General features: G+C 42.3%; 22 protein-coding genes. 18 read left to right on the top strand and 4 right to left on the bottom strand.

Annotated features, from left to right (window positions below; translation table 11 throughout):
• Nucleotides 1-31: 31 nt before the first annotated feature.
• Nucleotides 32-394, top strand: coding sequence for a four helix bundle protein (locus L6773_RS10405; protein ID WP_237854151.1), 363 nt, complete (start codon nucleotides 32-34; stop codon nucleotides 392-394).
• A gap of 43 nt (nucleotides 395-437) precedes the next feature.
• Nucleotides 438-2,477 carry a phenylacetic acid degradation bifunctional protein PaaZ gene (paaZ, locus tag L6773_RS10400; protein ID WP_237854149.1) on the top strand — a complete coding sequence of 680 codons (2,040 nt, stop codon included), beginning with the start codon at nucleotides 438-440 and terminating at the stop codon, nucleotides 2,475-2,477.
• Nucleotides 2,478-2,650: 173 nt separating this feature from the next.
• On the opposite strand, the gene L6773_RS10395 is transcribed toward paaZ, so the two are convergent.
• Nucleotides 2,651-4,366, bottom strand: coding sequence for a GMC oxidoreductase (locus L6773_RS10395; protein WP_237854141.1), 1,716 nt, complete (start codon nucleotides 4,364-4,366; stop codon nucleotides 2,651-2,653).
• Nucleotides 4,367-4,537: 171 nt separating this feature from the next.
• The gene (locus L6773_RS10390) at nucleotides 4,538-4,801 is read right to left on the bottom strand and encodes a YgaP family membrane protein (RefSeq protein WP_237854139.1); all 264 of its coding nucleotides are present in this window, start codon (nucleotides 4,799-4,801) and stop codon (nucleotides 4,538-4,540) included.
• A gap of 174 nt (nucleotides 4,802-4,975) precedes the next feature.
• Here L6773_RS10390 and mtnA point away from each other — a divergent pair, with 174 nt between their 5' ends.
• Nucleotides 4,976-6,028, top strand: a complete 1,053-nt coding sequence (gene mtnA / locus L6773_RS10385) for an S-methyl-5-thioribose-1-phosphate isomerase (protein WP_237854137.1) — start codon at nucleotides 4,976-4,978, stop codon at nucleotides 6,026-6,028.
• Here mtnA and L6773_RS10380 read toward each other — a convergent pair.
• Nucleotides 6,025-6,702, bottom strand: coding sequence for an L-threonylcarbamoyladenylate synthase (locus L6773_RS10380; protein ID WP_237854135.1), 678 nt, complete (start codon nucleotides 6,700-6,702; stop codon nucleotides 6,025-6,027). The two genes, mtnA and L6773_RS10380, sit on opposite strands and share 4 nt — an antisense overlap.
• Nucleotides 6,703-6,878: 176 nt before the next feature.
• Here L6773_RS10380 and L6773_RS10375 point away from each other — a divergent pair, with 176 nt between their 5' ends.
• Nucleotides 6,879-7,586 carry a metal-dependent hydrolase gene (locus L6773_RS10375; RefSeq protein WP_237854126.1) on the top strand — a complete coding sequence of 236 codons (708 nt, stop codon included), beginning with the start codon at nucleotides 6,879-6,881 and terminating at the stop codon, nucleotides 7,584-7,586.
• A 325-nt stretch (nucleotides 7,587-7,911) separates the two neighbouring features.
• Here L6773_RS10375 and L6773_RS10370 read toward each other — a convergent pair whose 3' ends face one another.
• A complete protein-coding gene (locus L6773_RS10370) occupies nucleotides 7,912-8,481 on the bottom strand; it encodes a DUF420 domain-containing protein (protein WP_237854124.1) in 570 nt (189 codons plus the stop codon).
• A gap of 443 nt (nucleotides 8,482-8,924) precedes the next feature.
• Here L6773_RS10370 and L6773_RS10365 point away from each other — a divergent pair, with 443 nt between their 5' ends.
• The 14 genes from L6773_RS10365 (at nucleotide 8,925) to L6773_RS10300 (ending at nucleotide 26,454) form a co-directional block, all read left to right on the top strand.
• Nucleotides 8,925-9,572: a cytochrome c3 family protein gene (locus L6773_RS10365; RefSeq protein WP_237854116.1), complete on the top strand. Its 648-nt coding sequence runs from the start codon at nucleotides 8,925-8,927 to the stop codon at nucleotides 9,570-9,572.
• Nucleotides 9,573-9,629: 57 nt separating this feature from the next.
• The gene (locus tag L6773_RS10360; protein WP_237854114.1) at nucleotides 9,630-12,695 is read left to right on the top strand and encodes a TAT-variant-translocated molybdopterin oxidoreductase; all 3,066 of its coding nucleotides are present in this window, start codon (nucleotides 9,630-9,632) and stop codon (nucleotides 12,693-12,695) included.
• Between the two features lie 6 nt (nucleotides 12,696-12,701).
• Entirely contained in the window at nucleotides 12,702-14,135 is a 1,434-nt protein-coding gene (nrfD, locus tag L6773_RS10355) for an NrfD/PsrC family molybdoenzyme membrane anchor subunit (RefSeq protein ID WP_237854112.1), read from the top strand.
• Between the two features lie 4 nt (nucleotides 14,136-14,139).
• Nucleotides 14,140-14,691, top strand: a complete 552-nt coding sequence (locus L6773_RS10350; RefSeq protein ID WP_237854111.1) for a DUF3341 domain-containing protein — start codon at nucleotides 14,140-14,142, stop codon at nucleotides 14,689-14,691.
• A 10-nt stretch (nucleotides 14,692-14,701) separates the two neighbouring features.
• Nucleotides 14,702-15,703 carry a c-type cytochrome gene (locus tag L6773_RS10345; protein ID WP_237854109.1) on the top strand — a complete coding sequence of 334 codons (1,002 nt, stop codon included), beginning with the start codon at nucleotides 14,702-14,704 and terminating at the stop codon, nucleotides 15,701-15,703.
• A 25-nt stretch (nucleotides 15,704-15,728) separates the two neighbouring features.
• Nucleotides 15,729-16,928 (top strand): hypothetical protein, encoded by a 1,200-nt coding sequence (locus L6773_RS10340; RefSeq protein WP_237854107.1) that lies wholly within the window; start codon nucleotides 15,729-15,731, stop codon nucleotides 16,926-16,928.
• 24 nt (nucleotides 16,929-16,952) lie between these two features.
• Entirely contained in the window at nucleotides 16,953-17,456 is a 504-nt protein-coding gene (locus tag L6773_RS10335; protein WP_237854105.1) for a transposase, read from the top strand.
• A gap of 15 nt (nucleotides 17,457-17,471) precedes the next feature.
• The gene (locus L6773_RS10330) at nucleotides 17,472-18,308 is read left to right on the top strand and encodes an SCO family protein (RefSeq protein ID WP_237854103.1); all 837 of its coding nucleotides are present in this window, start codon (nucleotides 17,472-17,474) and stop codon (nucleotides 18,306-18,308) included.
• On the top strand, nucleotides 18,305-19,246 hold the full coding sequence (gene coxB, locus L6773_RS10325) for a cytochrome c oxidase subunit II (RefSeq protein ID WP_237854101.1): 942 nt from the start codon (nucleotides 18,305-18,307) through the stop codon (nucleotides 19,244-19,246). Before L6773_RS10330 ends, coxB begins: the two co-directional genes overlap by 4 nt.
• A 10-nt stretch (nucleotides 19,247-19,256) precedes the next feature.
• Complete coding sequence (ctaD, locus tag L6773_RS10320) at nucleotides 19,257-20,999, top strand: cytochrome c oxidase subunit I (protein WP_237854099.1); 1,743 nt, start codon at nucleotides 19,257-19,259, stop codon at nucleotides 20,997-20,999.
• A gap of 14 nt (nucleotides 21,000-21,013) precedes the next feature.
• On the top strand, nucleotides 21,014-21,673 hold the full coding sequence (locus tag L6773_RS10315; protein WP_237854097.1) for a cytochrome c oxidase subunit 3 family protein: 660 nt from the start codon (nucleotides 21,014-21,016) through the stop codon (nucleotides 21,671-21,673).
• Between the two features lie 22 nt (nucleotides 21,674-21,695).
• Nucleotides 21,696-22,004, top strand: coding sequence for a cytochrome C oxidase subunit IV family protein (locus L6773_RS10310; protein ID WP_237854095.1), 309 nt, complete (start codon nucleotides 21,696-21,698; stop codon nucleotides 22,002-22,004).
• Nucleotides 22,005-22,133: 129 nt separating this feature from the next.
• Nucleotides 22,134-23,015: an MBL fold metallo-hydrolase gene (locus L6773_RS10305; protein ID WP_237854093.1), complete on the top strand. Its 882-nt coding sequence runs from the start codon at nucleotides 22,134-22,136 to the stop codon at nucleotides 23,013-23,015.
• Between the two features lie 61 nt (nucleotides 23,016-23,076).
• Nucleotides 23,077-26,454 carry a coiled-coil domain-containing protein gene (locus L6773_RS10300; RefSeq protein WP_237854091.1) on the top strand — a complete coding sequence of 1,126 codons (3,378 nt, stop codon included), beginning with the start codon at nucleotides 23,077-23,079 and terminating at the stop codon, nucleotides 26,452-26,454.
• The last annotated feature ends 120 nt before the right edge of the window (nucleotides 26,455-26,574 follow it).

The raw sequence follows: 26,574 nt of genomic DNA, 5'->3' as shown, positions 1-26,574 counted from the left end.
TTTATGTCAAATCTGAATAAAATCAATCATCATGAGTTACAGGAATCAGGAAATCTGGAAATTAGCGAGAGAACAATCAAATAAAATACATGCCATGTCACTTACACTACCTAAATTCGAAATGTATGAAACTGGAAGTCAGATCAGGCGTTCGGCAAAGTCGGTGAGGTCAAATATAGTTGAAGGCTATGGGAGAAGGCGTTATAAACAAGAATACATACGATTTTTAGTTTTTGCTCAGGCATCAAACGATGAGACACGTGATCATTTGGATTCCCTTTTTGAAACAAAGTCTTTGAAAGATCAAAGCTTATATCAAGAATTAGTTTCACTTTGTGATATAGTTGGGAAAAAGCTTAATCTTTTTATTCAATCGGTCGAAAAAAATAACTAATAAATGTAACGAACATCCAGTAACCAGAAACCAGTATCCAGAAATGAAAGTATCTTCCTACTCCCAAGGCAACTGGATCACTACAGGAAATGAATCTGACCTGATTAGTGCTGTGACCGGAAAGACTGTCGGTACGTTGATTGAAGCTGATCTCGATTATAAGTCGATGTGTGAGTATGCCCGAACGGTTGGAGGGCCGAAGCTGCGTAAGATGTCCATCCATGAACGAGCGTTTAAGATCAAGTATTTGGCGAAGTATCTGCTGGATCGGAAGAAAAAATATTATGAAATCTCTACTCACACCGGTGCTACAAAACGAGATTCATGGATTGATATTGATGGTGGAATCATAACCGCATTTGGTATTTCCAGTCAGGCCCGGCAAAACCTTTCCGATCTACCCTGGCATGTGGAAGGAAAGCAAGTGAGGTTGTCTAGAAAAGGAACGTTTACCGGTCAGCATATTTGTGTTCCCCGACATGGGGTAGCTGTTCAGATCAACGCGTTTAACTTCCCGGTTTGGAATATGCTGGAAAAATTAGCCCCCTCTTTTATTTCAGGAATGCCGTCCATTATCAAACCCTCACCCCTTGGCTCTTACCTGGCGTTTGAAGTTTTTAAGGATATTATAGAATCAGGAATTTTGCCGGAGGGTTCGGTTCAATTCATTGCAGCTGATAAACCAGGTGACATCTTCGATTATCTGACCAGCCAGGACAGTGTGGATTTTACCGGCTCAGCGGAAACCGGCCGAAAGCTCAAAAGTCATCCGAATATAGTTGCCAACAATGTTCGGTTTAATATGGAAGCCGATTCACTGAACTGCTCCATCCTGGGGCCTGATGTCTCATCCGACATGCCGGAGTTTGATCTCTTCATTAAAGAAGTTGCCAATGAGATGACCGTAAAAACGGGACAAAAATGTACGGCGATTCGTCGCGTAATTGTTCCTATGGGTAAATCGGATGAAGTAATTGAAGCGCTAAAGGAGCGGCTTTCTGAAGTAGTGATTGGTGATCCTGTTGATGTGAATACCAAAATGGGCCCTCTTGCAAGTTCACTTCAAGCAAAACGGTTTGAGGATAAGCTTCAAAAACTAGAGGAGGTCACAGATTCAGTTTATCAATATCAAAACAGTGATCTCAAAAATGCTTATACCAAAGCACGAATCCTACAATGCCACAAACCTCTTGAGATTGATGAGGTCCATACGGTGGAAGCTTTCGGCCCAATGACTACCATCATGCCCTACTCAACCATTGATGAAGCGATTAAAATTGCAAATAAAGCGGATGGATCTTTGGTTGGATCTCTTTTTACGGCTGATGGTGAGATCGCTCAAAAAATCACTCTTGGCTGTGCTCCTTATCACGGGCGGTTCATGATCATGAATCGGGACAGTGCTGAGGAATCGACAGGTCACGGTTCACCGATTGCATCACTTGTTCATGGCGGACCGGGACGAGCAGGCGGGGGTGAGGAACTTGGAGGTGCGAGGGCTGTTTTACATCACATGCAGCGAGTTGCTTTGCAGGGATCGCCAACCACACTCATGAATATTACCGGTCAGCATATCAGCGGTGCAAATACCAAGGAATCCGATACTCACCCTTTCAAAAAATACTTTGAAGAGTTGGAGGTAGGAGAATCACTGACAACCGAAAAACGTACCATTACAAATGAGGATATCACAGAATTTGCCGATCTGACCGGAGATCATTTTTACGCCCATGCAGATGACGAATCGGCAAAAGAGTCACTGTTTGGAGAACGTGTGGCTCATGGTTATTTGGTGCTCTCAATTACTGCCGGATTGTTTGTCCATCCCGATCCGGGTCCTGTTCTACTCAATTATGGATTGGAGGATCTTCGGTTCACAGCTCCCGTCGCTCCCGGAGATACTATTCAAGCCAAGCTAATTGTAAAAAGAAAAACAGTTCGTCAGCAGCGCAAAGATGATGAGCATCCATTCGGAATGGTTTGGTGGGATGTGGAAGTAACGAATCAAGAGAACGATTTAGTTGCCGAGTATACCATTCTAACGCTTGTAAAACGAAAGGATCGTTTGGATATTGATCTTTAAACATCGAAAAACCCTTGAAAGGGTTAAATGAGGTCTTTTACAGTTCTCGATACAGGTACGCAATCAATATTCATCCGACGAGTGGAGAAATTAAAAAACAAAGATCTTGCCTAAATGTACTCATCGGATGACTACAGGTCTTAGATTCCAGCAAAACTCGTTTCAAACTTCTCTTAAAGATTTCCTTTCTGTATCTCATCAGCTGCGTAATTTGCTGCACGTGCCGTCAATGCCATGAACGTCAACGAAGGATTTTGAATCCCGGTAGATGTCATACACGCCCCATCCGTCACAAAGACATTTTTGCACGTGTGAACCTGGTTTTGGCCATTCAAAATAGACGTCTCAGGATCCATGCCCATTCTTGCACCCCCCATCTCGTGAATATCGAGCCCCGGAGCCTGCTGTGAATCGTACGTACCAATATTTTTACATCCGGCACTATCGAGCATCTCAGCTCCCTCGTTCAGGAAATCCTGTAATAAATTCTCATCATTCTCTGTGTAATCGATGGATGTAATAAGTTGAGGAACACCCCACGGATCGGTTTCAGATTCACTAAGTCGAACATGATTTTCATGGCGTGGAATGGTTTCCCCTTGAATCATCATAAACACTCCCCATCTGCCGGGTTCCTGCATCTCTTGTTTGAGTGCTGAGCCAATATTCTCAGAAAATGCTCCGCGGGTCCAGTTAGATCGAGCCGCTCCAAAAGCGATCAGGTATTTTCCCTGGAAATCTACATCATCCTGTTGATACACATTTCTGAAGGATGGCATGATCGGTTGTGTAGGGCGACGGCCATAGTAATATTCATCCTCGAAACCATCTATGGATGCATTAATCGTCCCTCGGTAATTGTGAAACGCCACATACCGGCCTAACAAACCGTTGTCATTTCCTAAACCGTTCGGGAAACGATTTGATTTACTATTCAATAAAATCAAGTTCGAATTCAGGCAGGCTGCATTTACAAAAATCACTTTTGAATAATATTCAGACACTTCTTTTGTATTCGCATCAACAACTCGGACACCGGATGCTTTACCTGATTCTTCATCATATAAAATTGATTCTACAACAGCATGAGTCTGTTTTGTAAGGTTACCGGTTTGCTCCGCCCAGGGAAGTGTAGATGAATTCGAACTGAAATACGCACCATACGGGCATCCGCGGTAACATAAATGACGAGCCATGCACTGACCTCGATTTTGTCGACGATGGATCTCTTTCAACTCGGTCAGATGTGCACACCTCCCCTGGATTACATACCTGTTTGCGAATTCACTCTCAATTCGCTCTTTGATGTGCTCTTCAACGCATGTAAAATCAAATGGCGGTAAAAACTCTCCGTCGGGCATATGATCGAGTCCGTCTTTATTTCCAGACCAACCGACAAACTTTTCAACGTGGCTATACCAGGGGGCAACATCATCGTATGTGATTGGCCATTCAATTCCATAACCATCACGAGCCGGTCCTTCAAAATCATAACTACTCCAACGCTGACCCTGCCGTGCCCAGATCAAAGATTTACCTCCCTCCTGGTATCCGCGAATCCAATCGTACGGTTTCTCCTGGATGTAAGGATGTTCCTCATCTTTCACGAAGAAGTGCTTGGTAGCTTCATCATAAGCGTAGCACTTGGCCACAATTGGATTTTCCCGCAGTTCATCTTCAGGTATTCTTGTTCGATGCGGGAACTCCCAGGGATGTTTCGTTGCTGTTGGGTAATCTTCTCGATGTTTAACAGGCCGCCCCCGTTCCAGTACCAGGGTTTTCAATCCGCGCTCACATAATTCCTTTGCTGCCCAGCCACCACTAATTCCTGAACCAATTACAATTGCGTCAAATGTTCTGTTTTGGCGGGCTTTGCCATTAATATTCATACCACAGAAATAGAGAATTCCAATTTTAGGGGAGATAAGTAAGAATTTTTTTATTCGTGAACAACTTTAATCCAAAAAAAAGGAGCCGAACTTTATCTGTCCGGCTCCTATCCTAATGACTGAACTCAGGTTATGATATGAATGGTCTCCGTGAACCAATCATGATCTCTCTTAATTCTCTCTCTCTAAACCTGTTTTAACAGTTCCAATTTTAAATAACTGGTAAATCGGGCAAAAGGAAACAACACCCGAGAATACCAATATTATTCCCAGTAATCCCCAGTAGTTATCATAAAACATTCCTAAACTAACAACTGCAGCACCTACAATGGTTCTGATTATTGAATCCCAGTATCCTACATTTTTCTTCATAATCATGGAAATCACCTCAAGAACTTTCTCCAGGTTAAATACCAAAACGCTTTTGTAACTCAATGCTCTTTAATGAATTACTTTATTATAAACTACAAAACCCCATGACCATTACAGATAGTCTTAACCTGAATCTATTGTAATGATTCTCCTTATTACAGAGTGAGGAATATTCCGATACTCTCTTTTGAATTACTTATGTTTAAAGAGCGTAAATTTTTAAGGAAATAGATATTTATGAGCCAAGAAGATTCATCATTTCAATCCATTCGATGGGACGACGATCATCTAACCATTCTCGATCAAACCTTTTTACCCGATCGTGAAGTCTATATTGATTTAGATTCTGTGGGTCAGGTTTGGGACGCTATAAAAAAACAAAAAGTACGCGGGGCGCCCGTTATTGGCATAGCGGGAGCTTATGGACTTTATTTTGGAGTTCAGGATCTGGCCGACTCAACCTTTCAAACATTCTATAGTGAGGCTCAGCGAATTGCCGATTATATCAAAACCGCTCAACCAACAGTGATGAACCTGTCTTGGTCGCTTAAGAGAATGCTCACAACCATCTATGCACTCAAAGAGGAACCGATTGCCGACATCAAACAAAAGATGCTTGAAACAGCTATCACCATCCACGATGAAGATCGGCGTACGTGCAAATCCATCGGAGAAAATGGTGTAGAACTTGTTCAGAAAGATTCTGGAATTCTAACACATGATAATACCGGCGGACTTGCAACCGGTGAGTATGGAACAGCACTTTCAGTTATTATACATGCACATGAGGATGGCAAAGTTAAAATGGTGTGGGTGAACGAAACCCGTCCTCTTTTGCAGGGATCAAGACTTACAGCCTGGGAACTGAAAAAATCGGAAGTACCGCAAAAATTACATATAGACTCCGCCGCGGCCAGTCTTATGAAAAATGGAGAGGTTGATCTTGTAATTGTCGGTGCCGACCGAATTTCAAGCCGGGGAGATACATTCAGCCGTATCGGAACATACAACCTGGCCGTTTTGGCAGATGCCCATGACATTCCATTTTACGTTGCCGCTCCGCTCTCCACAGTTGACATGGATCTCGAAGATAGCAGTGAATTTGAACTCGAGGAACGAGAACCGGATGAGGTAACCCATTTCGCAAATAAAGAAACAGCTCCCGCCAAAGTAGACGTTTACAACCCTGCCTTTGATATCACTCCGCATCATTTGATTACGGCATTCATCACCGAAAAGGGGATCATCAAACCAGAATTCAATGAAAATTTTGAGGGGTTTCTTGGCTAAACACTTTCCGGAACCGTAAGTTCTCGATTTTCCAGAGCCAGGGCTTCCTCCAGCCGACCCATTCCCAATCCTTTGCGAATTAACTCCGAAGGTTGATTGGTAAGGTCCACCACTGTTGTTTCTTCTGCCCGTAGAGGTTCCTGGTTGTCAATAATTACATCAACAATTTTTTCAAACCGGCTAAGAAACAACTCACGGTCACCATCATCCGGATGGCCATGTTCAACTCCATCCAATTTTGCCGTAATTGCCAGTACAGGCCGCCCAAGTTCACGAATTAGGTCGAGGCAGATTGGGTAATCAGGAACCCGAATGCCAACTGTACGTTTTTTGGGATGTGTTAACAGTCTGGGCACTTGCCTTGTGGCCGGTAAAATAAATGCGTACGGACCGGGAATAAGGCGTTTAATCAATTTAAAATTATCGTCATTCAGATGCGCAAAAGTGGACACATGTTCAAGGGAATGACACATCACCGTCAAGTGATCTTTCTTTCCCATCTGGCGAATTTTACGAATTCGGTCCATCCCTTTTTTATTTTTATAATCGCAGATTAGTGCGTACTGGCTGTCTGTGGGTAACAAAGCCACGGCTTGATCTCGCAGATCGTCGCTAATTTCAAAAATTTTGTCTCGGTGTGGGTTCTCGGGATGAATTTTAATTCTTTTTGCCATAAATACCTTCATTTTTTATTTGTAAGATATGAGTGTGTACACAATTGAATCGTATTAAGAAGAAAAGTTTCATAAGCGTGTGTGCTGCATGGCACTAAATCTGCCCTCACTCCAACGATTCAAAAAAAAACTGTGTTACACATGTTGAATTAATGATAACAAAAAAGAGGTTTAGGATGGAAACAAAAATTAAAGCATGGTGGTTAGGTCATTCTGCTTTTCGCTTGGAATCCCCAAACGGACAAGTGATCTACATAGATCCATTTCTATCGGGAAATCCTTCCACTCCCGATGATCAGAAAAATCCGGATGATATTGAATTTATTTTGTTAACCCATGGACACGAAGACCATGTGGGAGATACACTTGATATTGCAAAGAATACCGGTTGTAAAGTTGTAGCTCCGGTAGAGCTCTCCAGGTTATTGACAAAGCACGGTTTGAATGAAGACCAGGCAGTTGAAATTAATAAAGGTGGATCCGTGCATTTTGATGATTTTTCAGTAACACTTGTAAATGCCAATCACAGTTCATCCTTTGGAGGAGAATATGCAGGCGAACCCGGTGGACTTGTTCTCTCATTTGAGGATGATATCTGCTTTTATCACATGGGTGACACAAACATTTTTACTGATCTTGAACTTTACGCAGCGATGTATCAACCGCATGTGGTTGCCGCTCCGATGGGAGACTATTACACTATGGGGCCGCAGGAAGCTGCAATGTGCATCGAGATGCTAAATCCAAAACTGACTCTTCCTATTCACTACGGGACGTTCCCGCCACTGACCGGCGAGCCTGAAGAATTTGAGAAGTTCGTGAAAGAGTATAGCGACGCTGATGTGGCAATTCCCGAACCAGGTGAGCAGTTTTTGGGTGACTGAAAACCTGAATCAATCACACTTTAACAATTAATACTACCGTCACTTCGAGCGCAACGGAGTGGAGACGAGAAGTTCTCGACTTTGTACATTCGCTTTCACTTTTGAACTGCGCTCGAACTGACGTTTATACTATTCATTGGATGAGTGTATTGACTTTCATAATATTTCAGTACTGTTTACTCATCCGATGAGTTTATTAACGTACCGCGATTTGCCAATGCTGCGAAATATTTATTGGAAAGGTTTAAATTGCTTTCACCCCCCCCTTTTTAAACTCAAATCGGTGTTTACCGACTTATCGGCTCAGCGAGCCGATTTACAATCTCTACACGTAAGCATTCAACATAAAATAGATTGTCACACCCGTCACAGACACATACAGCCAAATCGGAAATGTCCACTTCGATACTTTCCGGTGTGTTTTGAATTTACCCGAAAACGCAAAATAGTAACTCGTCAACACCAGGGGAACCACAAAAGCGGAGAGAATAATGTGCGATATTAGGATTGTAAAGTAGATCGGACGTATAAATCCTTGTCCCGGGAACGGGGTATCTCCTGCGTAATGATGATAAACAAGGTAGCTAATCAGGAATAAACTTGACGTGATAAAGGCTGTAAGCATAAACCTCATGTGTACTTTGAACTTCTTCTTACGGATGGCAACATAGCCGGATAAAATCAAAAGAGTACTTACACTATTCAGAAATGCATTCAACGCCGGCAACTCCTTTACCCAATTTGCAGAAGCTCCTTCCGATTCATTCACATACAAAAGGTATAGCAGGAAAAGAAAAGCTGCCCCACTTACAATTAGAATGGTAGTAATTGCCTTTTTTACGCTAATCTCTTTTAGAAATTGTACGGTCAACTCTTCACTTAATGTAGAATCCATTTAATTAAAAATTTTTTAATCACTCGTTTGACGCACAAAAGTACGGCTTTTTAAACTTTTTGATGAGTGAATTTTCCGGGTTGATAAGTAAAATGAATCTACAAAACATTTCAAACCAGGCGAACCATTCCCCGTATTCAGGAAGCTAAATTCCTATCATACAATATTTTTTAGAAAAGTAGTCATGATCAAAATTGTCTAAAAAAAAACGGGTAAATAATGAATCAAAAAAAATATCTCTTTTATAAGCAATTATATGCGCTGTGCCCTATCTTACTTCCGCTATCAAATCCTGCAAACAAAAAAACTACGATGAAGTTATTTAGAATCATTTTAAATTTAGGATTTGACTCAGAATCAGGTATGCAGAATTCAATATATTCGGTACCTTTTCACGCTGAATGCCAAAGCATCTTTTGTAACAGGTAACATGTAATTCATTTATGGCTCAGATTTTTCCTAAGTGGACTAACGACGCTCCCAGACGAATTTTATTAGGTTCTATCATATTCTTAAATGCCATCGTTTTTTCTGTTTGGTATTTTTTCTCTCCTGAATTTACTGATGTTGGCTATGCCCCCGAACAACCGGTTCCATTCAGCCACACAATACATGCAGGACAGTTGGGGATGGATTGTAAATACTGCCACACACAGGTTGAGGAATCGAAATATGCAAATATTCCGGCTACACAAACCTGTATGAATTGTCATAACCAGGTTCAGGTCCAAAATCCTGAAAATGTAGAAGCGATTATTGAGAGTTGGGAAACCGGAGAACCGATTGAATGGACGCGTGTTCACATGCTTCCTGATTACGCTTACTTCAATCACTCAGCACATGTGAATGTTGGTGTTGGATGCGAATCTTGCCATGGACGTATTGACAGAATGGAGAAAGTTTACCAGGCTGAACCATTAAGCATGGGATGGTGCATGGATTGTCATCGTGAACCGGAAAAACATCTGCGTCCTGTATCGGAGGTAACAACAATGGGCTACGAAGTTGAAAATCAAATTGAAGTTGGGCTTGATCTTGTTTCTAAGCACAATATCAGTGCCCCCACTTACTGCCAGGGATGTCATTATTAATAATGTCGACTCGCTCCTTTAATAATTATGAGTTTTAAACAAAATATTCTGTAAAGAATGAGTGATCAGTCAAATCAAACTACATACTGGAAAAGCTTAAACGAGCTTGCTCAAAATAAAGAGTATGAAAAATATGTAGAACGTGAATTTCCTGAGAATGCTTCTGAGATGACTGATCAGGTTTCACGGAGAAGTTTTTTACGTGTAATGGGAGCTTCTATCGCCCTTGCGGGATTTGCATCTTGCCGCAAACCGGTTCAGAAGATTCTTCCGTTCTCAAGGATGCCGGAAGATATCGTACTGGGCGAACCTCTCTTTTATGCTTCAGCCATGCCCTTTCAGGATTCTGTAACCGGGCTTTTAGTTGAAAATAATGAGGGACGGCCACGAAAGGTGGAAGGAAATCGTGAGCATCCATCGAGTGGTGGTGGTACAAATATATATCACCAGGCATCTGTTCTTAATCTATACGATCCTGACCGATCACGGTCACCGCTTCGTGGTGGTGAACAAGCTACTCTGGCCGATTTTGTACTGTTCGCTGAAGAACATTTTGCAGATCGAAACCAACCGATTCTTTTTATTGACGAGGCCAGCTCCTCACCCACCTACCATCGGCTGAAAGAACAGATTTTAGAAGAATTTCCAAATGCCGAGTGGGTCACTTATGAACCTTTTAGTGATAATAATGCACTTGAAGGAACCCAAATTGCTTTTGGGCAGCGATTGAGAACGGTCAACCATTATGATCGCGCAAATATTGTTTTATCGCTGGATAATGATTTTATGAGTCCTCAAAACAACAAAAATAGTGTTGAGGACACTTACAAAATTGCAGAAACTCGAAAAGTATCTTCCACTGACGATGAGATGTCGAGAATCTATTGTGTGGAAAACAGTTTCAGCAATACGGGATCCTTTGCAGATCACAGGTTGCGTGTCAAAACATCACAAATTCCTTCCTTTTTATATGCACTTGCAGCGAGACTCTCTCAAGATGTAGACGGCCTTTCCTCTTTTGAAGAAATTTCAAATGATTTTAGTGACCATGAATGGATAGATATCCTCGCTGATGATCTTTTAGAAAATACCGAAAACTCTGTGATAACTGCCGGTTCGCAACATTCACCGGCTGTACACGCTGCTGTTGCTGCTATTAATATGGCACTTGGTAACATTGGAAATACGGTTACCTATCATGAATTACCTTTTGGCAGCGACAGAAATGAAAATGAATCATTTACTGCTGCAATTAACGATTTGAATTCAGGTACGTATTCCACAGCAGTCATTTTGGGAACGAATCCGGTTTACACGGCGCCCGCGAATCTGAATATTCAACAAGCTCTTGAGAGTGTTGAGACAGCAATTAACCTCTCAGATTACGTAACTGAAACATCACGTCTTTCTAACTGGCATGTGAATCGTGCTCATTTCCTTGAAACATGGGGAGATGGCCTTTCTTACACCGGTCAACGATCTATCATTCAGCCGCAGATTCAGCCTCTTTTTGGCGGAATCAGCGAAATTGAATTCTTAGACATAATTCTGAACGGCGACGATCCGGTTGGATACGACCTGGTAAGAGAAACATGGGCTGATGTTATTGACGGTGATTTCGAAGATCAGTGGGAGCAAATACTCCACGATGGAATTGATCCTGATAGCGGATTTGAAGCAACTTCCGTCTCATTAACAGGAGATCTGTCAGCAGCTATACAGGATGATCTTGCCAATGGGCCGATTGATGGAATTGAAATTTCCATCAAACCAGACAACAAGCTTTTTGACGGGCGATATGCCAATAATAGCTGGCTGCAGGAACTGCCGGAATCCATGACGAAAGTAACGTGGGATAACGTGGCCCTCATGAGCCCGGCAACAGCCCGAAACCTTGGAATAGATCCCGAACGTAGTTTCAGCAGTGACGATGTGCCCGTTGTGCGAATTACAGCCAACGGAACCACAATTGAAATTGCTGCATGGGTCCAACCCGGTCATGCTGATGATTCTATTACACTTACAACCGGCTACGGACGTGAAAACATTGGCCGGGTAGCAGATGGAGTTGGTGTAGATACCTATCCGCTTCGAACTACTTCGAACATGTTTTTCCAGTCTGCCGAAGTTGAGGCAACAGGAACAACATATGAGATCGCCTGCACACAGGACCATCAAAGCCTTGAAGGCCGCGACATGATCCGTACGGCATCGCTTGAGGAATACAAGGAAAATCCTGACTTCGCTACATATCAAAGTGTTCACGGTTATCAAGTACCGGGGCTGGAGGAAGCTGAGGCCGAAGGTGACTCGAAAGGCCCAATATCACTTTTTGATGAAAGCTACGGCCCTGATTATGAACCACAATGGGGGATGGCAATCGACCTGAACTCCTGTTTTGGATGCGGAGTCTGTACAATAGCTTGCCAGGCAGAAAATAACATTCCGGTTGTCGGAAAACGTGAAGTTGCACGACGACGTGTCATGCACTGGATTCGAAACGACCGCTATTATGCAGGTGATGAAGAGAATCCCGATGCGTATCACCAGCCGGTTCCATGTATGCACTGTGAATTAGCTCCATGTGAACAGGTTTGCCCGGTTGCGGCAACGACCCACAGTGATGATGGTATGAACCAGATGACGTACAACCGTTGTATCGGAACTCGTTACTGCGCGAATAACTGTCCTTACAAAGTTCGACGATTCAATTTCTTCAACTACAGTAAAGAATATTTAACAACAGGAGACGACCCGGAAATTATCCAGATGGCGATGAACCCGGACGTTACAGTTCGTTTCCGTGGTGTGATGGAAAAATGCACCTACTGCGTACAGCGTGTTAACCGCGCAAAGATTAAGGCGAAAAACGAAACAGGTTCTCCTAAACCGGTAGATGGTTCAGTGGAAACCGCATGCCAGCAGGCTTGCCCCACCAAAGCTATCTCGTTTGGAGATTTAACAGATCGAAACAGTACGGTTTCTCAGCATAAAATGGACAGTAGAAACTACACGATGCTTGAGGAGTTAAACGTTCGCCCTCGAACTTCATACCTGGCCAAGTTGAGTAATCCTCACACAGAATTGAAACCTTCCAATCAAGAAAATCACTCGCAACATTAATAAAACATGAGTAAAACGTACGAATACGTTCCGGAGCCCGCTCTTGTAAAGGGCAACCATGATTTTAAGGATATAACCGCAATGATTACGGATATTAATATCCGTCCTACCCCAAAGGGTTGGTATGTTGCGTTTGGTATTGCGAATATGTTATTACTTCTCCTGCTTGGATCTATTGGATACCTGGTTTGGGAAGGAACCGGAATTTGGGGCTTAAACTCACCTGTTGGTTGGGGTTGGGCTATTATCAACTTTGTATGGTGGGTCGGTATCGGTCACGCCGGTACACTTATATCGGCTATTCTATTTCTTTTCCGGCAGGGCTGGAGAACAGCAATTAACCGGTTTGCCGAGGCAATGACCATCTTTGCCGTGATGTGTGCGGGTATTTTCCCGGCTATTCACGTAGGTCGTATTTGGGTTGTCTACTGGATGTTCCCACTTCCCAACCAGATGTTAATGTGGCCTAATTTTAATAGTCCGCTTTTGTGGGATGTATTTGCAGTATCCACTTACTTCACTGTATCACTCCTTTTCTGGTATGTAGGTCTTGTACCTGACCTTGCAACTGTTCGAGACAGAATTAAAAGCAAGATTGGTAAAATGGCTTATGGTGTTTTTGCTTTGGGTTGGAGAGGAAGTAACCGGCACTGGTGGAATTACGAAAAATCGTATATGATTTTGGCAGGTCTTGCAACTCCACTTGTACTTTCCGTACACACCATTGTATCGTTCGACTTTGCTGTTTCCATCATACCTGGATGGCACACTACTATTTTCCCACCTTATTTTGTTGCAGGAGCCGTTTTTTCGGGTTTTGCAATGGTATTATCGCTGATGATTATCTGCCGTAAGATCTACGGTTTAGAAGATATTATGACTATCGACCATATGGAGAAAATGAATATTGTTGTACTGGTTACCGGTACAATGGTTGGTTTTGCTTACATCATGGAACAATTTATTGCATGGTATAGCGGTGTTGAATATGAGAAGTTCATTTTTATGATGCGTGCAGCCGGACCCTACGCATGGGCTTACTGGATTATGTTTGCATGCAATGTCTTTTCACCACAATTTTTCTGGTCTAAGAAATTACGACGAAACGTTACATTTACATTTATCATCTCAATTATTGTGAATATTGGGATGTGGTTTGAGAGATTTGTTATTACAGTTACATCACTCTCAACAGACTTTTTACCTTCATCATGGGGATACTACTCTCCAACTATCTGGGACGTAGCCACATATGTTGGAACATTTGGCCTGTTCTTTACATTTTTCCTTCTCTTCCTGCGCTTCCTTCCAATGGTTGCCGTTGCCGAATTGAAAGGTGTAATGCCACAGGCTGACCCACATAACTATGATGAAGACGGTGAATTTGTACCACCGAAGGTTGAAGTACCTGAACCCTATAAAAATCAGACGAATCAATAAGGTCATGGATAAAAAACATTCAGATAAGACGATATACGGAATTCTTGCTGAGTTTAAGAATCCCAGGGAATTGACTGATGCGTCGAAGACAATTGTTGAAAGTGGTTATCGAAATTTCGATACGTTCAGTCCATTTCCGATCCATGGGATCGACAAGGCTATGAATCTCAATAAATCTAAACTTGGGTGGATTGTAGCAGGACATGGACTGCTGGGACTTCTTGGCGGTGTAGCTTTAATATATTTCACAATGGTCGTAGATTATCCTATGAATATTAGTGGTAAATCTTTAATAAATGTACCGGCATGGATACCGGTATTGTTCGAATTAACAGTTTTATTATCGGCCTTCGGTGCTGTTTTTGGGATGTTCTTTTTAAACGGACTTCCAAAATTCAATCATCCGCTCTTTGACTCCGAAAATTTTAAAAAGGCCACCGATGATGGATTTTTCGTTTGTATCGAATCCGAAGATCCTCAATTTGAGGAAGAGAAAGTATCCAAATTTCTAAAAGATGCTGGTGCCACCAATATTGAAACCATTTATGAGGAATAGTTTCTCAACTATGAAATTATCGAAAACAAATATAAGCGTATTGATTCTATCGGGGCTCTTTATGTTGTCGTGCCGCGGCCAGATTTCGGAAAAACCACCGGTTCATCCAAATCAAAACATGGATTTCCAAAATCGGTTCAATGCGCAGGAAACAAACTCTTTTTTTGAAAACAACATGGCCATGAGAGCGCCTGTTGAGGGAACTGTTGCACGCGGACATCTTAAACAAGATGACGCTTACTACGAAGGTTTAGACGATGAAGGCAACCTGGTAGAAGAAATTCCGGTCGAAGTAACTAAAGACTTCATCTACCGCGGTAAAGAACGATATGATATTTATTGCAGTGTATGCCATGGTGGAACAGGCGACGGACAAGGTGTAATTATGACCGGAAATTACGGATATGTACCCGCCCCATCTTTCCATACCGAAAACATACGCCAGATGCCGGATGGTCACTTCTATTCATCCATCACAAACGGTATCAGGAATATGCCGTCTTACGCTACACAAATTAAAGTAGAAGACAGGTGGGCTATTGTTGCTTATGTTCGTGCGCTTCAAAGAAGTCAGAATGTACCCGAGTCGGAAATGGAACAGTATGACGTAGACCTGGCTCAGTTACAAGCGGATTACCAGGCTGAGCAGGAACGGTTAGCTGCCCTTGAGGCAGAACGGGCCGCCGCCAGGGGTGAGGAAGAAATTTCTGTTGCAAGGGGTGAGCAACTCTACACACAAAATGCATGTCAAACATGCCATTCACTTGATGGAACCCGTTTAGTTGGCCCATCCTTCCAGGGATTATTCGGAAGCGAACGAACATTTAATGACGGATCAACGCGTGTGGCTGATGAAGCATACCTTGTCCAGTCCATAAGAGAGCCCGGTACAGAAGTTGTTGAAGGATACGACAACGCTATGGTTCCTTACGATTACCTGAGTGAAGGTGAAGTGCAGTCTCTTATTGAATTTATAAAAACATTATCTGATCAATCAGCATCTGAGGAATAATTTAGATCAAAAAATTATAAAATAAATGGCTTCAACAAGTCCAAAAATTACAGATTCACTCCAATTTCCTGATAACCTGGATGTTACCAAAACATTCTACGGGTTTGGTGCAGTGGGTTTAATTGCCAGCGGTGTTGGGTATTTTTTGAATGCTGAACAGTTCTTTTTCTCATACCTCACCAGTTTTGCCTTTTTTACTAGTATTGGTCTGGCATCTCTTATTTTATTGATGATCCACCACATTACACGATCATCCTGGGGAGTTGTAATACGCAGAATTCCTGAAGCATTTGCTTCAAATCTTTGGATTTGGTCAATATTTATCATTCCTATACTACTGGGAATGCATTCACTTTACCATTGGACACACGCAGACTACGTTGCCCAGGACCCAATACTGGCTGGTAAAACAGCCTACCTGAATACGCCCTTTTTTGTGATCAGGCAATTTATCTATTTCGGAATCTGGGGTTTCTTGGGGTACAAACTCCATAAAATTTCCGTGGACATGGATAAGACGAACGACTGGGGTTTGATGGAGCTTTTAAAGAAACTGAGTGCACCGGGAATCTTAATTTTTGCGATTACAATAGCCTTTGCAAGTTTCGACTGGTTGATGTCACTCGATCCGCACTGGTTCTCTACCATGTTCGGTATCTACTATTTTGCAATGAGTTTCCAGGCACTTTTTCCGATTTTGATTCTAATCATATTCTGGATGCATAAAAAAGGCATCCTCGAGAATACAATTCAAAAGTCTCATATCTACGACCTTGGCGCCTGGTTCTTTGGCTTTACCATTTTTTATGCATACATCGCTTTCAGCCAGTTTTTATTGATCTATTATGCTAACATACCGGAAGAGACATTGTGGTTTTATCATAGGTTGGAAGGAAGCTGGGCTTATGTCAGCTATTCACTGATTATATGCCGTTTTGCAATTCCATTTATTGTACTCCTGAACCGCGATACAAAGCACAATCACAAAGTATTAATTTCCGTATCGATTCTGGTTATAGCTATGCACATTATTGAACTTTACTGGATAGTTATGCCAACGTTGCATCATCACGGAGTTTCAATCAGTTGGCTCGATTTTACCACGCTGATTGGACTTGGCGGAATATTTATGGGGCTCTTTTTCCAGCGTCTCAAAAAACATAAGCTGGTACCTGTAAATGATCCAAACCTTCCAGATTCATTGCACAAGACCTATCACCAATAATCACCATTTGTAAATTTTACCCGTATGAGTAAGAAGCAAAAACAATTTACCGATGAAGAGAAGAACAGCATTGCTCTAAAAGCTGTATCTGGTGGTGATGATGCCATAAAAGAACTTTCGGAAAAGCATAACATCTCTGAAGAAGAAATTAGGAACTGGATACGCGAAACAGGTGTTAAACCCGTTAAAGAGAAGGAGGAGGAAGTTTCTTTGGATGCTTCCGAAAACTTCATTGCTTCTGTCTCCTATGGAGCTAATTTCGACAATCTCAATTACAAGAGATTAGTATTCTGGACTGTTTTTGGAATAGCAGTAATTTTAATTTTCATACAGTCAATCATATTTATTCATGATTATACAACGTCTTCGTCTACTCAACTTCAATCCGAACAGAGTAGATTTTACAACATCGAAGAGATTCAACAAAGCGACCAAGAAACATTAAACTCGTTTGGTGTTGTTGATGCCGAAGCCGGTATTTACAGAATTCCCATAGACAGCGCAATTACAGACATTGCAAATGAATAGAGTTTTACATCAAAGATGAAACACCTGGCACTGAGCATACTGACGTTCATTTCAGTGTTTTTTCTTTTTGATAGTTCACATGCGCAATTAAATCAGGGTAAACCCGCCATTCTCAATGAGATTGGTGTTGACGAAAATCTTGGAGATAAAATTCCTCAAGATTTACGGTTTGTTAACTCCGAGGGTGAAACCGTTCGTATTGGCGACCTTATTGAAAAGGGAAAACCTGTTTTACTAAATCCACTTTATTATGAGTGTCCGATACTCTGTGGAGTTGTACTCGATGCTGTTTTTAAAGTAGTTGATGAACTCCAATGGACACCCGGTAAAGACTACACAATTATTTCATTTAGTATTGATCCCGGAGAAACGCCGGCAATTGCAGCTGAATCCAAAAACAAATACTTAAGCGATTTGGACAGACCCGGCGCAGGCGAAGGTTGGCATTTTTTAACGGGATCACAAGAGTCTATTGATAAACTAACGGAAGCGATCGGCTTTCGCTATAAGTACGACGAATCGAATGATCAGTATTACCATCTTGCAAGTATCATGCTTCTCAGCCCACAGGCCGAAGTAGTAAGGTATCTCTACGGTGCAACATTCAGTGAATTTAATTTACGAAATGCACTCTACGAAGCAGCCGACGGAAAAATCGGTTCTGCTGTTGACAAGGTCGTTTTATACTGTTTTTCGTACGATCCGGATTCTCAAAGTTATGTACCTGTTGCACTCAACATAATGAAGCTCGGTGGCTTGGCTACCGTGATTATTCTGGGTATATTTCTTGGCGTTTTCTGGAAGCGAGAACGAAATTCTACCCAACCACCAAAAATTGAAATTGATCGATGAATAGCCTTAGCGATTTTATGCTCCCCCCTGCCAAAAGTACTCTGGCTGGACAAACGGACGCACTATTCAACTTTATTAATGTTACTAGTCTCATCTTCCTGATCGGGATTACTTTTGCCATCATATATTTTTCATGGAAATACAGGCGACGTTCTGAAAATGATGTAACACCTGTAATCACCCATAATAATAAACTTGAAATAACCTGGTCGGTTATCCCGCTTATTTTGGTAATTATTGTATTCGGATGGGGTTTTACAGGCTACATGAACAAAGCCACTCCCCCCAACGACTCTTACGAAATTCGAGTTGTAGGAAAAAGTTGGTTATGGGAATTTCATTATCCCAATGGATATGTCAGTGTTGGTGAACTTCATGTTCCTGAAGACAGGCCTGTGAAATTGGTGATGAGTTCAACAGATGTAATACACTCTTTCTATATCCCCGATTTCAGAGTTAAAAAGGATGTTCTCCCTAATCGATATACATCTTTATGGTTTGAGGCTACGGATCCCGGTGAATCGGTTGTTTTCTGTACTGAATACTGCGGTAACGCTCATTCCAATATGATGGCCACAACCATCGTTCATACACAGGAAGATTTTCAATCCTGGCTTGAAACAGCTGGATCAGCTGATGAGAACCTCACACCTGTTGAACTTGGAGAACAGCTGACAACCCGAAATGCTTGCACAACCTGTCACTCAGTTGACGGATCAGTCTTGCAAGGCCCCTCCTTCCAGGGATTGTTTGGATCTGAAGCCCCGCTTGAAAGCGGAGAAACAGTATCAGTTGATGAAAACTACATTCGCGAAAGTATATTAGAACCCCAGGCAAAAATTCATGAAGGCTTTCAACCTGTTATGCCTTCCTATGCCGGAACTCTGGATGATAACCAGATAAACGCAATAATTGAGTATATCAAAACCTTAGATTAAGAAGCAGCAAATGGCTACGACAGAAGAAACACCAACCAGAAAAATTCAGGTTAAACGGTTCAAGCCGGAAGAGTATCCTGAGAAACACTATTTAAACCAGGAAAAAGGACTCTGGGCATGGCTTACAACGGTTGATCATAAGAAGATTGGCTTGATGTACCTCATGTCTGTAGCTTTCTTTTTCCTAGTTGGCGGAGTCTTAGCACTCTTGTTGAGAACAGAACTACTAACGCCTGCAAGAAACTTCATGACCGCCGATGTCTACAACCAGGTATTTACCCTGCATGGCGCAATCATGATTTTCTTCTTTTTGATTCCGTCCGTGCCTGCAGCTTTGGGTAACTTTGTCTTACCTCTACAATTAGGCGCCAAGGATGTTGCCTTCCCCCGCTTAAACCTCGCCAGTTTCTACATTTATGTAATTGGCGCTTTGTTCACGATCACTGCAATTTTTACAGGCGGTATCGACACCGGATGGACCTTTTACACGCCATACAGTTCAACAACGGGTGGAAGCGTAGCGATGATGACACTTGGAGTCTTCATACTCGGGTTTTCATCCATTTTAACCGGGCTTAACTTTATTGTAACCATTCACAAGTTACGTTCTCCCGGTATAACCTGGAATAAGTTACCTCTTAACCTCTGGGGATTGTATGCAACAAGCTTGATCCAGATTCTTGCAACCCCCGTTCTTGCAATCACACTTCTTCTCCTCACGATGGAAAGAGTTTTGAGTATTGGAATATTTGATCCCGCACTTGGAGGAGACCCTGTTCTTTACCAGCATTTTTTCTGGTTCTATTCACACCCAGCCGTTTACATTATGATTGTACCCGGTTTCGGAATTGTCTCAGAAATTATCTCAACATTCTCGAAAAAAGTAATTTTTGGATACTGGGCAATTGCACTTTCTTCATTAGCAATTGCTTTTATCGGTTTCTTGGTTTGGGGACACCACATGTTCACAGCCGGTCAATCTTCTCTGGCCAATATGGTGTTTTCATTCCTCACATTCCTGGTGGGTATTCCAACCGGTATCAAAATATTTAACTGGCTTGCCACCATGTACAAAGGTTCGATCGATCTGAAAACCCCAATGGTTTACATTTTGGTCTTCCTGTTTCTCTTTACCATTGGTGGATTTACAGGAATTATGCTGGGAGCACTCTCTGTAGATGTTCATCTCCACGATACTTACTACGTGGTTGCCCACTTCCACTATGTTATGATGGGTGGAATGGTAATGGCATTCCTCGGTGGACTCCACTACTGGTGGCCTAAAATGTTTGGAAAGATGTACAGTGAGTTCTGGGGTAAAATTGCTGCCGGTATTATTTTTGTTGGATTTAATATGACGTTCCTTCCCCAGTTTATTATGGGATCCCAGGGAATGCCCAGAAGATATTACAACTACATCGATCAGTTTCAAGCATTCCACCAATTCTCTACGATTGGTGCATATATAATGGGGGTTGGTTTCGTGATCATCGCGGCCTATCTTCTGCACTCACTTCTTCGAGGTGAAAAAGCATCCTCAAATCCGTGGGGAAGTCGTGCTCTTGAGTGGCAAACATCATCTCCACCGGATCTGCATAACTTTAAGCATACTCCGGTTATAATTAACGGTCCTTATGACTATCACAAACCGATGTCGGAGTTTCAACTTGGAATTGCAACACCACATAATGGCCACGGCCACCACGAAGAAGAGGGTATGGACGTAGCTGAAACCGAAAAAGAAAAAGCGTAAAATTCAAAAACATTATGTCCGGAACTTCAGCAACAATCGAAAAACGTTTAGATCATCTCCAACACCATTTTATAGATTCGGATCAACAGTTCGAATCTGCTAAACTTGGAATGTGGATCTTTCTTGCAACCGAGATCCTCTTTTTTGGAGGGCTTTTTGCGGCATATATTGTCTATCGATCTTGGTACCCCGAACTCTATATCCAGGCATCAACTGAACTGAATACGTTTTGGGGGGCTATAAACACAGGTGTACTGATTGGAAGCTCATTAACTGTAGCCATGGCTATTCGCTCGGCTCAATTAAACCAGATTAAAGGGCTTATTTATAACCTGTACATCACGATCGCACTGGCATTTGTGTTTATGGTGATTAAGTACTTTGAGTACACACACAAATTCCATCTTGGAATATATCCCGGCGAGTACTACACATTTGAAGGAATTGCACATGAAAAAGCTAATATCTTTTTCAGCATCTACTATATGATGACTGGTGTTCATGGCCTTCACGTTCTGATTGGAATAGGCTTGATGATTTGGCTGGTTTTTAAAGCCAAAAAAGGAGCTTTTCACAGCGGTTACTATACTCCCGTTGAGATTACAGGCCTGTACTGGCACCTTGTGGATATCATCTGGATATTCCTTTTCCCTCTTCTTTACTTAATCGACTAACGACTGAAAATTCTAACTGACTATGTCTGCACACGAACATCACATATCTTCAGCAAAATTTTTATGGGGCGTTGGAATCGCTCTTTTCATCTTAACGGTGCTAACTGTGGCTGTAACCTGGATTCAAATACCTGAGCCATGGAATGTGGTTGTTGCTATAGCAATTGCCGTTGTGAAAGCCACTGTTGTAGCCGCATTTTTTATGAATCTATTTTGGGATAGTAAGTTTAACACCATGATATTAATCATGTCGGCTCTGTTTTTTATGCTTTTAATAGGTATCACACTTTTAGATACCTTGTACAGAATAGATCCTGTACCCTCGTTTTAGATACTATTTTCTAAACTTAGAAGAGAGCCGGTTTCATATGAAGCCGGCTTTTTTTGTTTTAAATCTAAAATCAAATTCTGAACATAGTTTTTGTATTTTCTTTAGGGATACGAATCAATTTTAAAAGTTATGCCAGATACAGAACCCACTTTTTTTGGAAATTTTGAACTTTATAGCCTAGAAGCCGGACGCTTTAAGTTAGATGGCGGAGCCATGTTTGGAGTCGTTCCTAAAACGCTTTGGAATAAGCAGATTCCTGCGGATGAAAAAAACCGAATTCCTATGGGCATGAGATGCCTGCTTATCAAATCAAAAAACACCGGGAAAATCTACCTTGTTGACAATGGAAGCGGAGACAAGTTTAACGAAAAAATGGCTTCTATTTACGGCCTTGATTATGAACACAGTGATCTGCAATCATCACTAAAAAAATGTGGGATTGAACCCCGGGATATTACAGATATGGTGTTTACTCACCTCCATTTTGATCATTGCGGCGGTACAACCAAATATGATAAGAATGGTGAGATAAAAGAGGTTTTTCCAAACTCAACCTATCACGTCAACAAACAACACTGGAAGACCGCTACAAATCCGAACAAACGGGAAAAGGCAAGTTTCTTCTCAGAGAATATTGATCCCATCAAAAACAGCGGGCGTCTAAACCTTCTCGATGATCACCACGAATTTGAGCCTGGTTTTACAACTCTTCCAATGAATGGTCACACTGAAGGCCAGCAGTTACCTGTCTTTACAAATGAAGATAAAAAAATCGTTTATGCAGCTGACCTTATTCCCACGTTCGCTCATATCCCCCTGCCTTGGGTCATGGGCTATGATATGAAACCGCTGCAAACGCTCACGGAAAAAGAGACGTTCTTAAATGAGGCGGTTGAAAAAAATTGGTATCTCTTTCTTGAGCACGATGCTGAGCATGAAATCGTTACTGTTCAGAAGGAAAACGGGAAATTTTTATTAAAAGATTCTTTATCACTTGCTGATCTCTCATAAATTGGCATTTTATCCGTTAGTGACCTGTATTTTAATATAACCCAGACTAAAAAGTGCAACTATGCACAACCAAAAAAAGACAGAATCGAAAGCGCGTGAGATAGTATCTCTTCTGCGGTCTTTTCACCAAAAAATAACGGGAAAAAAGCGCACTGCCCAAGTTGCTACGTTTACAGCCATTCTTTTAGCTGCTTTGTTTCTCGTAGTTCTTATAGAGAGCAGTTTCTATCTCTCTGCAATGGTAAAATCGATCCTGTTATTTGTTTTGATAGCCGGCTCATCCTTTGCGGTCTATCATCTATCCAAAACCGTTCGTACTGATTCTTTTAAGTCGTTTATTGAAGATTTTTTTGCTTCCTACGGACAAGATGAAGTGCATAGCGCAATTGACCTGTACCTTGATGATAAACAGAAGAGATCAAGGTTTTATGCCGCTGCAATATCTGCCAATTTGAAACATGTAGAATTGGGGGGTCTCAGAAAAAACTTAAAGGAATTCATCAATCGGTCCAGGGTTCATAAACTGTCACAACTTAGTTTAATGGCTTCGGGATTGGCCACTGTATTTGCACTTATTGTGGCATTTTCTCTGCCTTCTGAAAGTTTACGTACTCTCCATTTTTGGAACAGTTACGAGCAGCCAAACCCCTTTTCATTTACAATCTCTCCTGCTGATACAACGATCGAACACGGATCTGAAGCAACTGTTTCCATCCGGTTTGAGGATGGTTATCTCCCAAGTGAATCCGTCCTTGAGTTTAAAACAGATGTTGAAGAAAACTATCGGCAGAGGCAGATGCAGCAAACAGAAAATGGTGTATTTCAATCGTCCGGAATAGAGTTGACGAATGATGTAACCTATCGATTAGTGATGGACGATTTTGTAAGTCAGGATTACAGAATTGATGTACAACTTCAACCTCGTTTTGATCAGTTAACAGCATCGGTCACACCTCCCCCCTACACCGGGTTACCGGTTTCCGAAAATGAATACCCATTCTCAGAGATTAGTTTATATCCGGGCTCTGAACTTAGCTTCACGGGTACTACCAACAAACCCGTGCAATTTGTAGAAATGATTACTCTGAGTGATACTCTTGAAATGCAGCACTCGGGTTCGGTTGAAAGCCAATTTGAGGTATCTATCAACCCGGAAGAAACGGATACGCTTATCTTTGCAATGACGGATGAGGAGGGGCTAAAAAACAGGAATCCGTTCCGAACCATTTTGAATGTTCAGGAAGACCAATATCCCGTCATCGTAATCCAGGAACCAACCGGGACGGTGATGAAAACCGACCCGACTGAATTAGAAATTATATTCCAGGCAACGGATGATTTTGGCTTGTCGCGAGCAGACCTGACCTGGAGCCATCAACAGGCATTTACAGAAGAACCTCAAACAGGATCAATCCGGCTCAACAAACCAACAAACGGAAGAGTTACGCGCTTTCAATGGGATCTTGAACAATTTGACCTAAAGCCACGCGATCAACTGGCATTCAGTATTCGAGTGTGGGATAATGACCAAATTTCTGGTGCTAAGATGAGTGAGTCATCTGAAGTGATTGTGCAGATTCCCTCACTCACCGAATATTTTGATGAATTGGATGAGCAGGAACAAGACGTTCAAAGTGAATTAGATGAGGTATCCGAGCAGTTTGATGATATGGAGAACCAATACCAGGAGTTCTTGGACAAACTCCGTCAAAACCCGCAGGGTGGATTTGAAGAACAACAGATGCTGGAAGAGGTTCAGGAGCGTCAGCAACAGATTGATGAAACTGTTAAGAACCTGAATGAAAAATTCCGGCAACTTCGCAGCGAAATGGAGCAAAGCAATCGAGTATCCCAGGAGACTCAACAGGCTTACCGGGAACTTCAACAGTTGATGGAAGAACTGGATGACCCGGCCCTTCAAGAAGCGATGGAAGAATTACAGCAGGCTTTAGAAAACCTCTCGCCACAGGATCTGGAGCAGGCACTTGAAAACGTTTCGTTCAATGAAAATCTGTACCAGGAGCGTTTAAAGCGAACTGTTGAGCTGTTCAAACGACTTAAAATGAACAGCGACCTGGACAAACTGGCTCGCCAATATGAAGATATGGCGGAACGTATGCAGCCGAAAGAGGATAGCTCTCTCGAGCAGCTTTCAAACGAAATGGAAACTGTAAAACAGGATATGGATTCTGTTGAGGAACAGCTTGAAAACCTGGACAGCAATCCCCCTGAAAACGCAAGAGAACGACTGGAAGAATTAAAGAAAAGTTCGCAACAACAACTGGATTCTACTCGGCAGGAGATGGATCAATTACAGGACAAAAGCGAAAGTGAGATGCAGGAGGGGCAAAATTCTCCAAACGAGCAGATGCAGCAGCAACAGCAGCAGATTAGTCAAACGCTTCAAAAAGAGGCAGACAAATTCCGATCATCCATTCAGCAAATGAGCGGACAGCAGCTGCAGGTTAACATTCTTGCCCTTCAGCGATCACTCTATACACTGCTTGAATTGTCAAACATGGAAGAGTATTTGGCACAAACAGTTACCGACACACGCAGCCGAAGCCAGGGGTACATTGAGCTTGCAAGAGTTCAACAAAACGTAAATGATCAGTTTACTGCTGTTGCCGATACACTTTTTGAGGTTTCATCTGAGATTCCAGGGATTCCCAATCAAATTAATCGAAAAAAAGAGGATGTTGAACGAAAGCTTAACCGTACGATGGATGAAATGGTGGAGCGGAGTCAACGCGGTTCAACGGTAGCTTCGCGGGAAGCATTGGGCGGTATAAACGATTTGACCTCGATGGTTGCATCCCTCCTCGACCAGTTGATGAATCAACAGGGAGGTGGTGGAGCCGGAAGTGGTGGTATGACCATGCAGCAGATGGTTCAGCAGTTACAAGATATGTCCGGAAATCAGCAGCAGCTCAACCAACAACTGCAGCAGATGATTAATGACGTCCAGGGAGATCGATTGAACCGTGAACAGTCGGAACGGTTAAACCAGATGGCAAGGCAGCAAAATGAGATTCGCAAGCAGCTTGAAGAGCTACAGCGAAGCGGAGCTCTCCAACAGGGGGACAGAATGCTGAGTGAGCTCCAAAGAATGATGGAGGATATGGAGGATTCCATCAATGATATGCGGGGTGGCGTGACAGATCCGCTGATGATTGAACGACAACAAAATATTCTTTCCCGAATGTTGAGTGCAGAAGATGCGATGCAGCAACGCGGTGAGGAGGATCAGCGCGAAGGCACCAGTGCTTCTGAATTTGAACGTATCCTGCCGCCCGATATCACACTTGAGGAACTGCAACAGGAGATCCGTGCCCGAATGCAGGATCCAAATTTTACTCGCTTTTCTGAAAAATACCAGCGGCTTATTGAACAATACTTTGAGCGGTTGAGACGACTAGAACAGGAAAGCTTGCCTTGATTTACAAAAACTCCCGTTTCGAAGGGGGAAAGAAACAACATCGTTGATTCAGGGGGATGACTATGGCTTATGCCTCATCATTTGATCACCTCTTTTCGGACCCACCCTAAATCTCTCCCC

This window comes from Rhodohalobacter sulfatireducens, assembly GCF_022012475.1.
Lineage (GTDB): Bacteria > Bacteroidota > Rhodothermia > Balneolales > Balneolaceae > Rhodohalobacter > Rhodohalobacter sulfatireducens.
The sequence above is the reverse complement of the archived record's forward strand: the minus strand, read 5'-3'. Positions and strand labels throughout refer to the sequence as shown.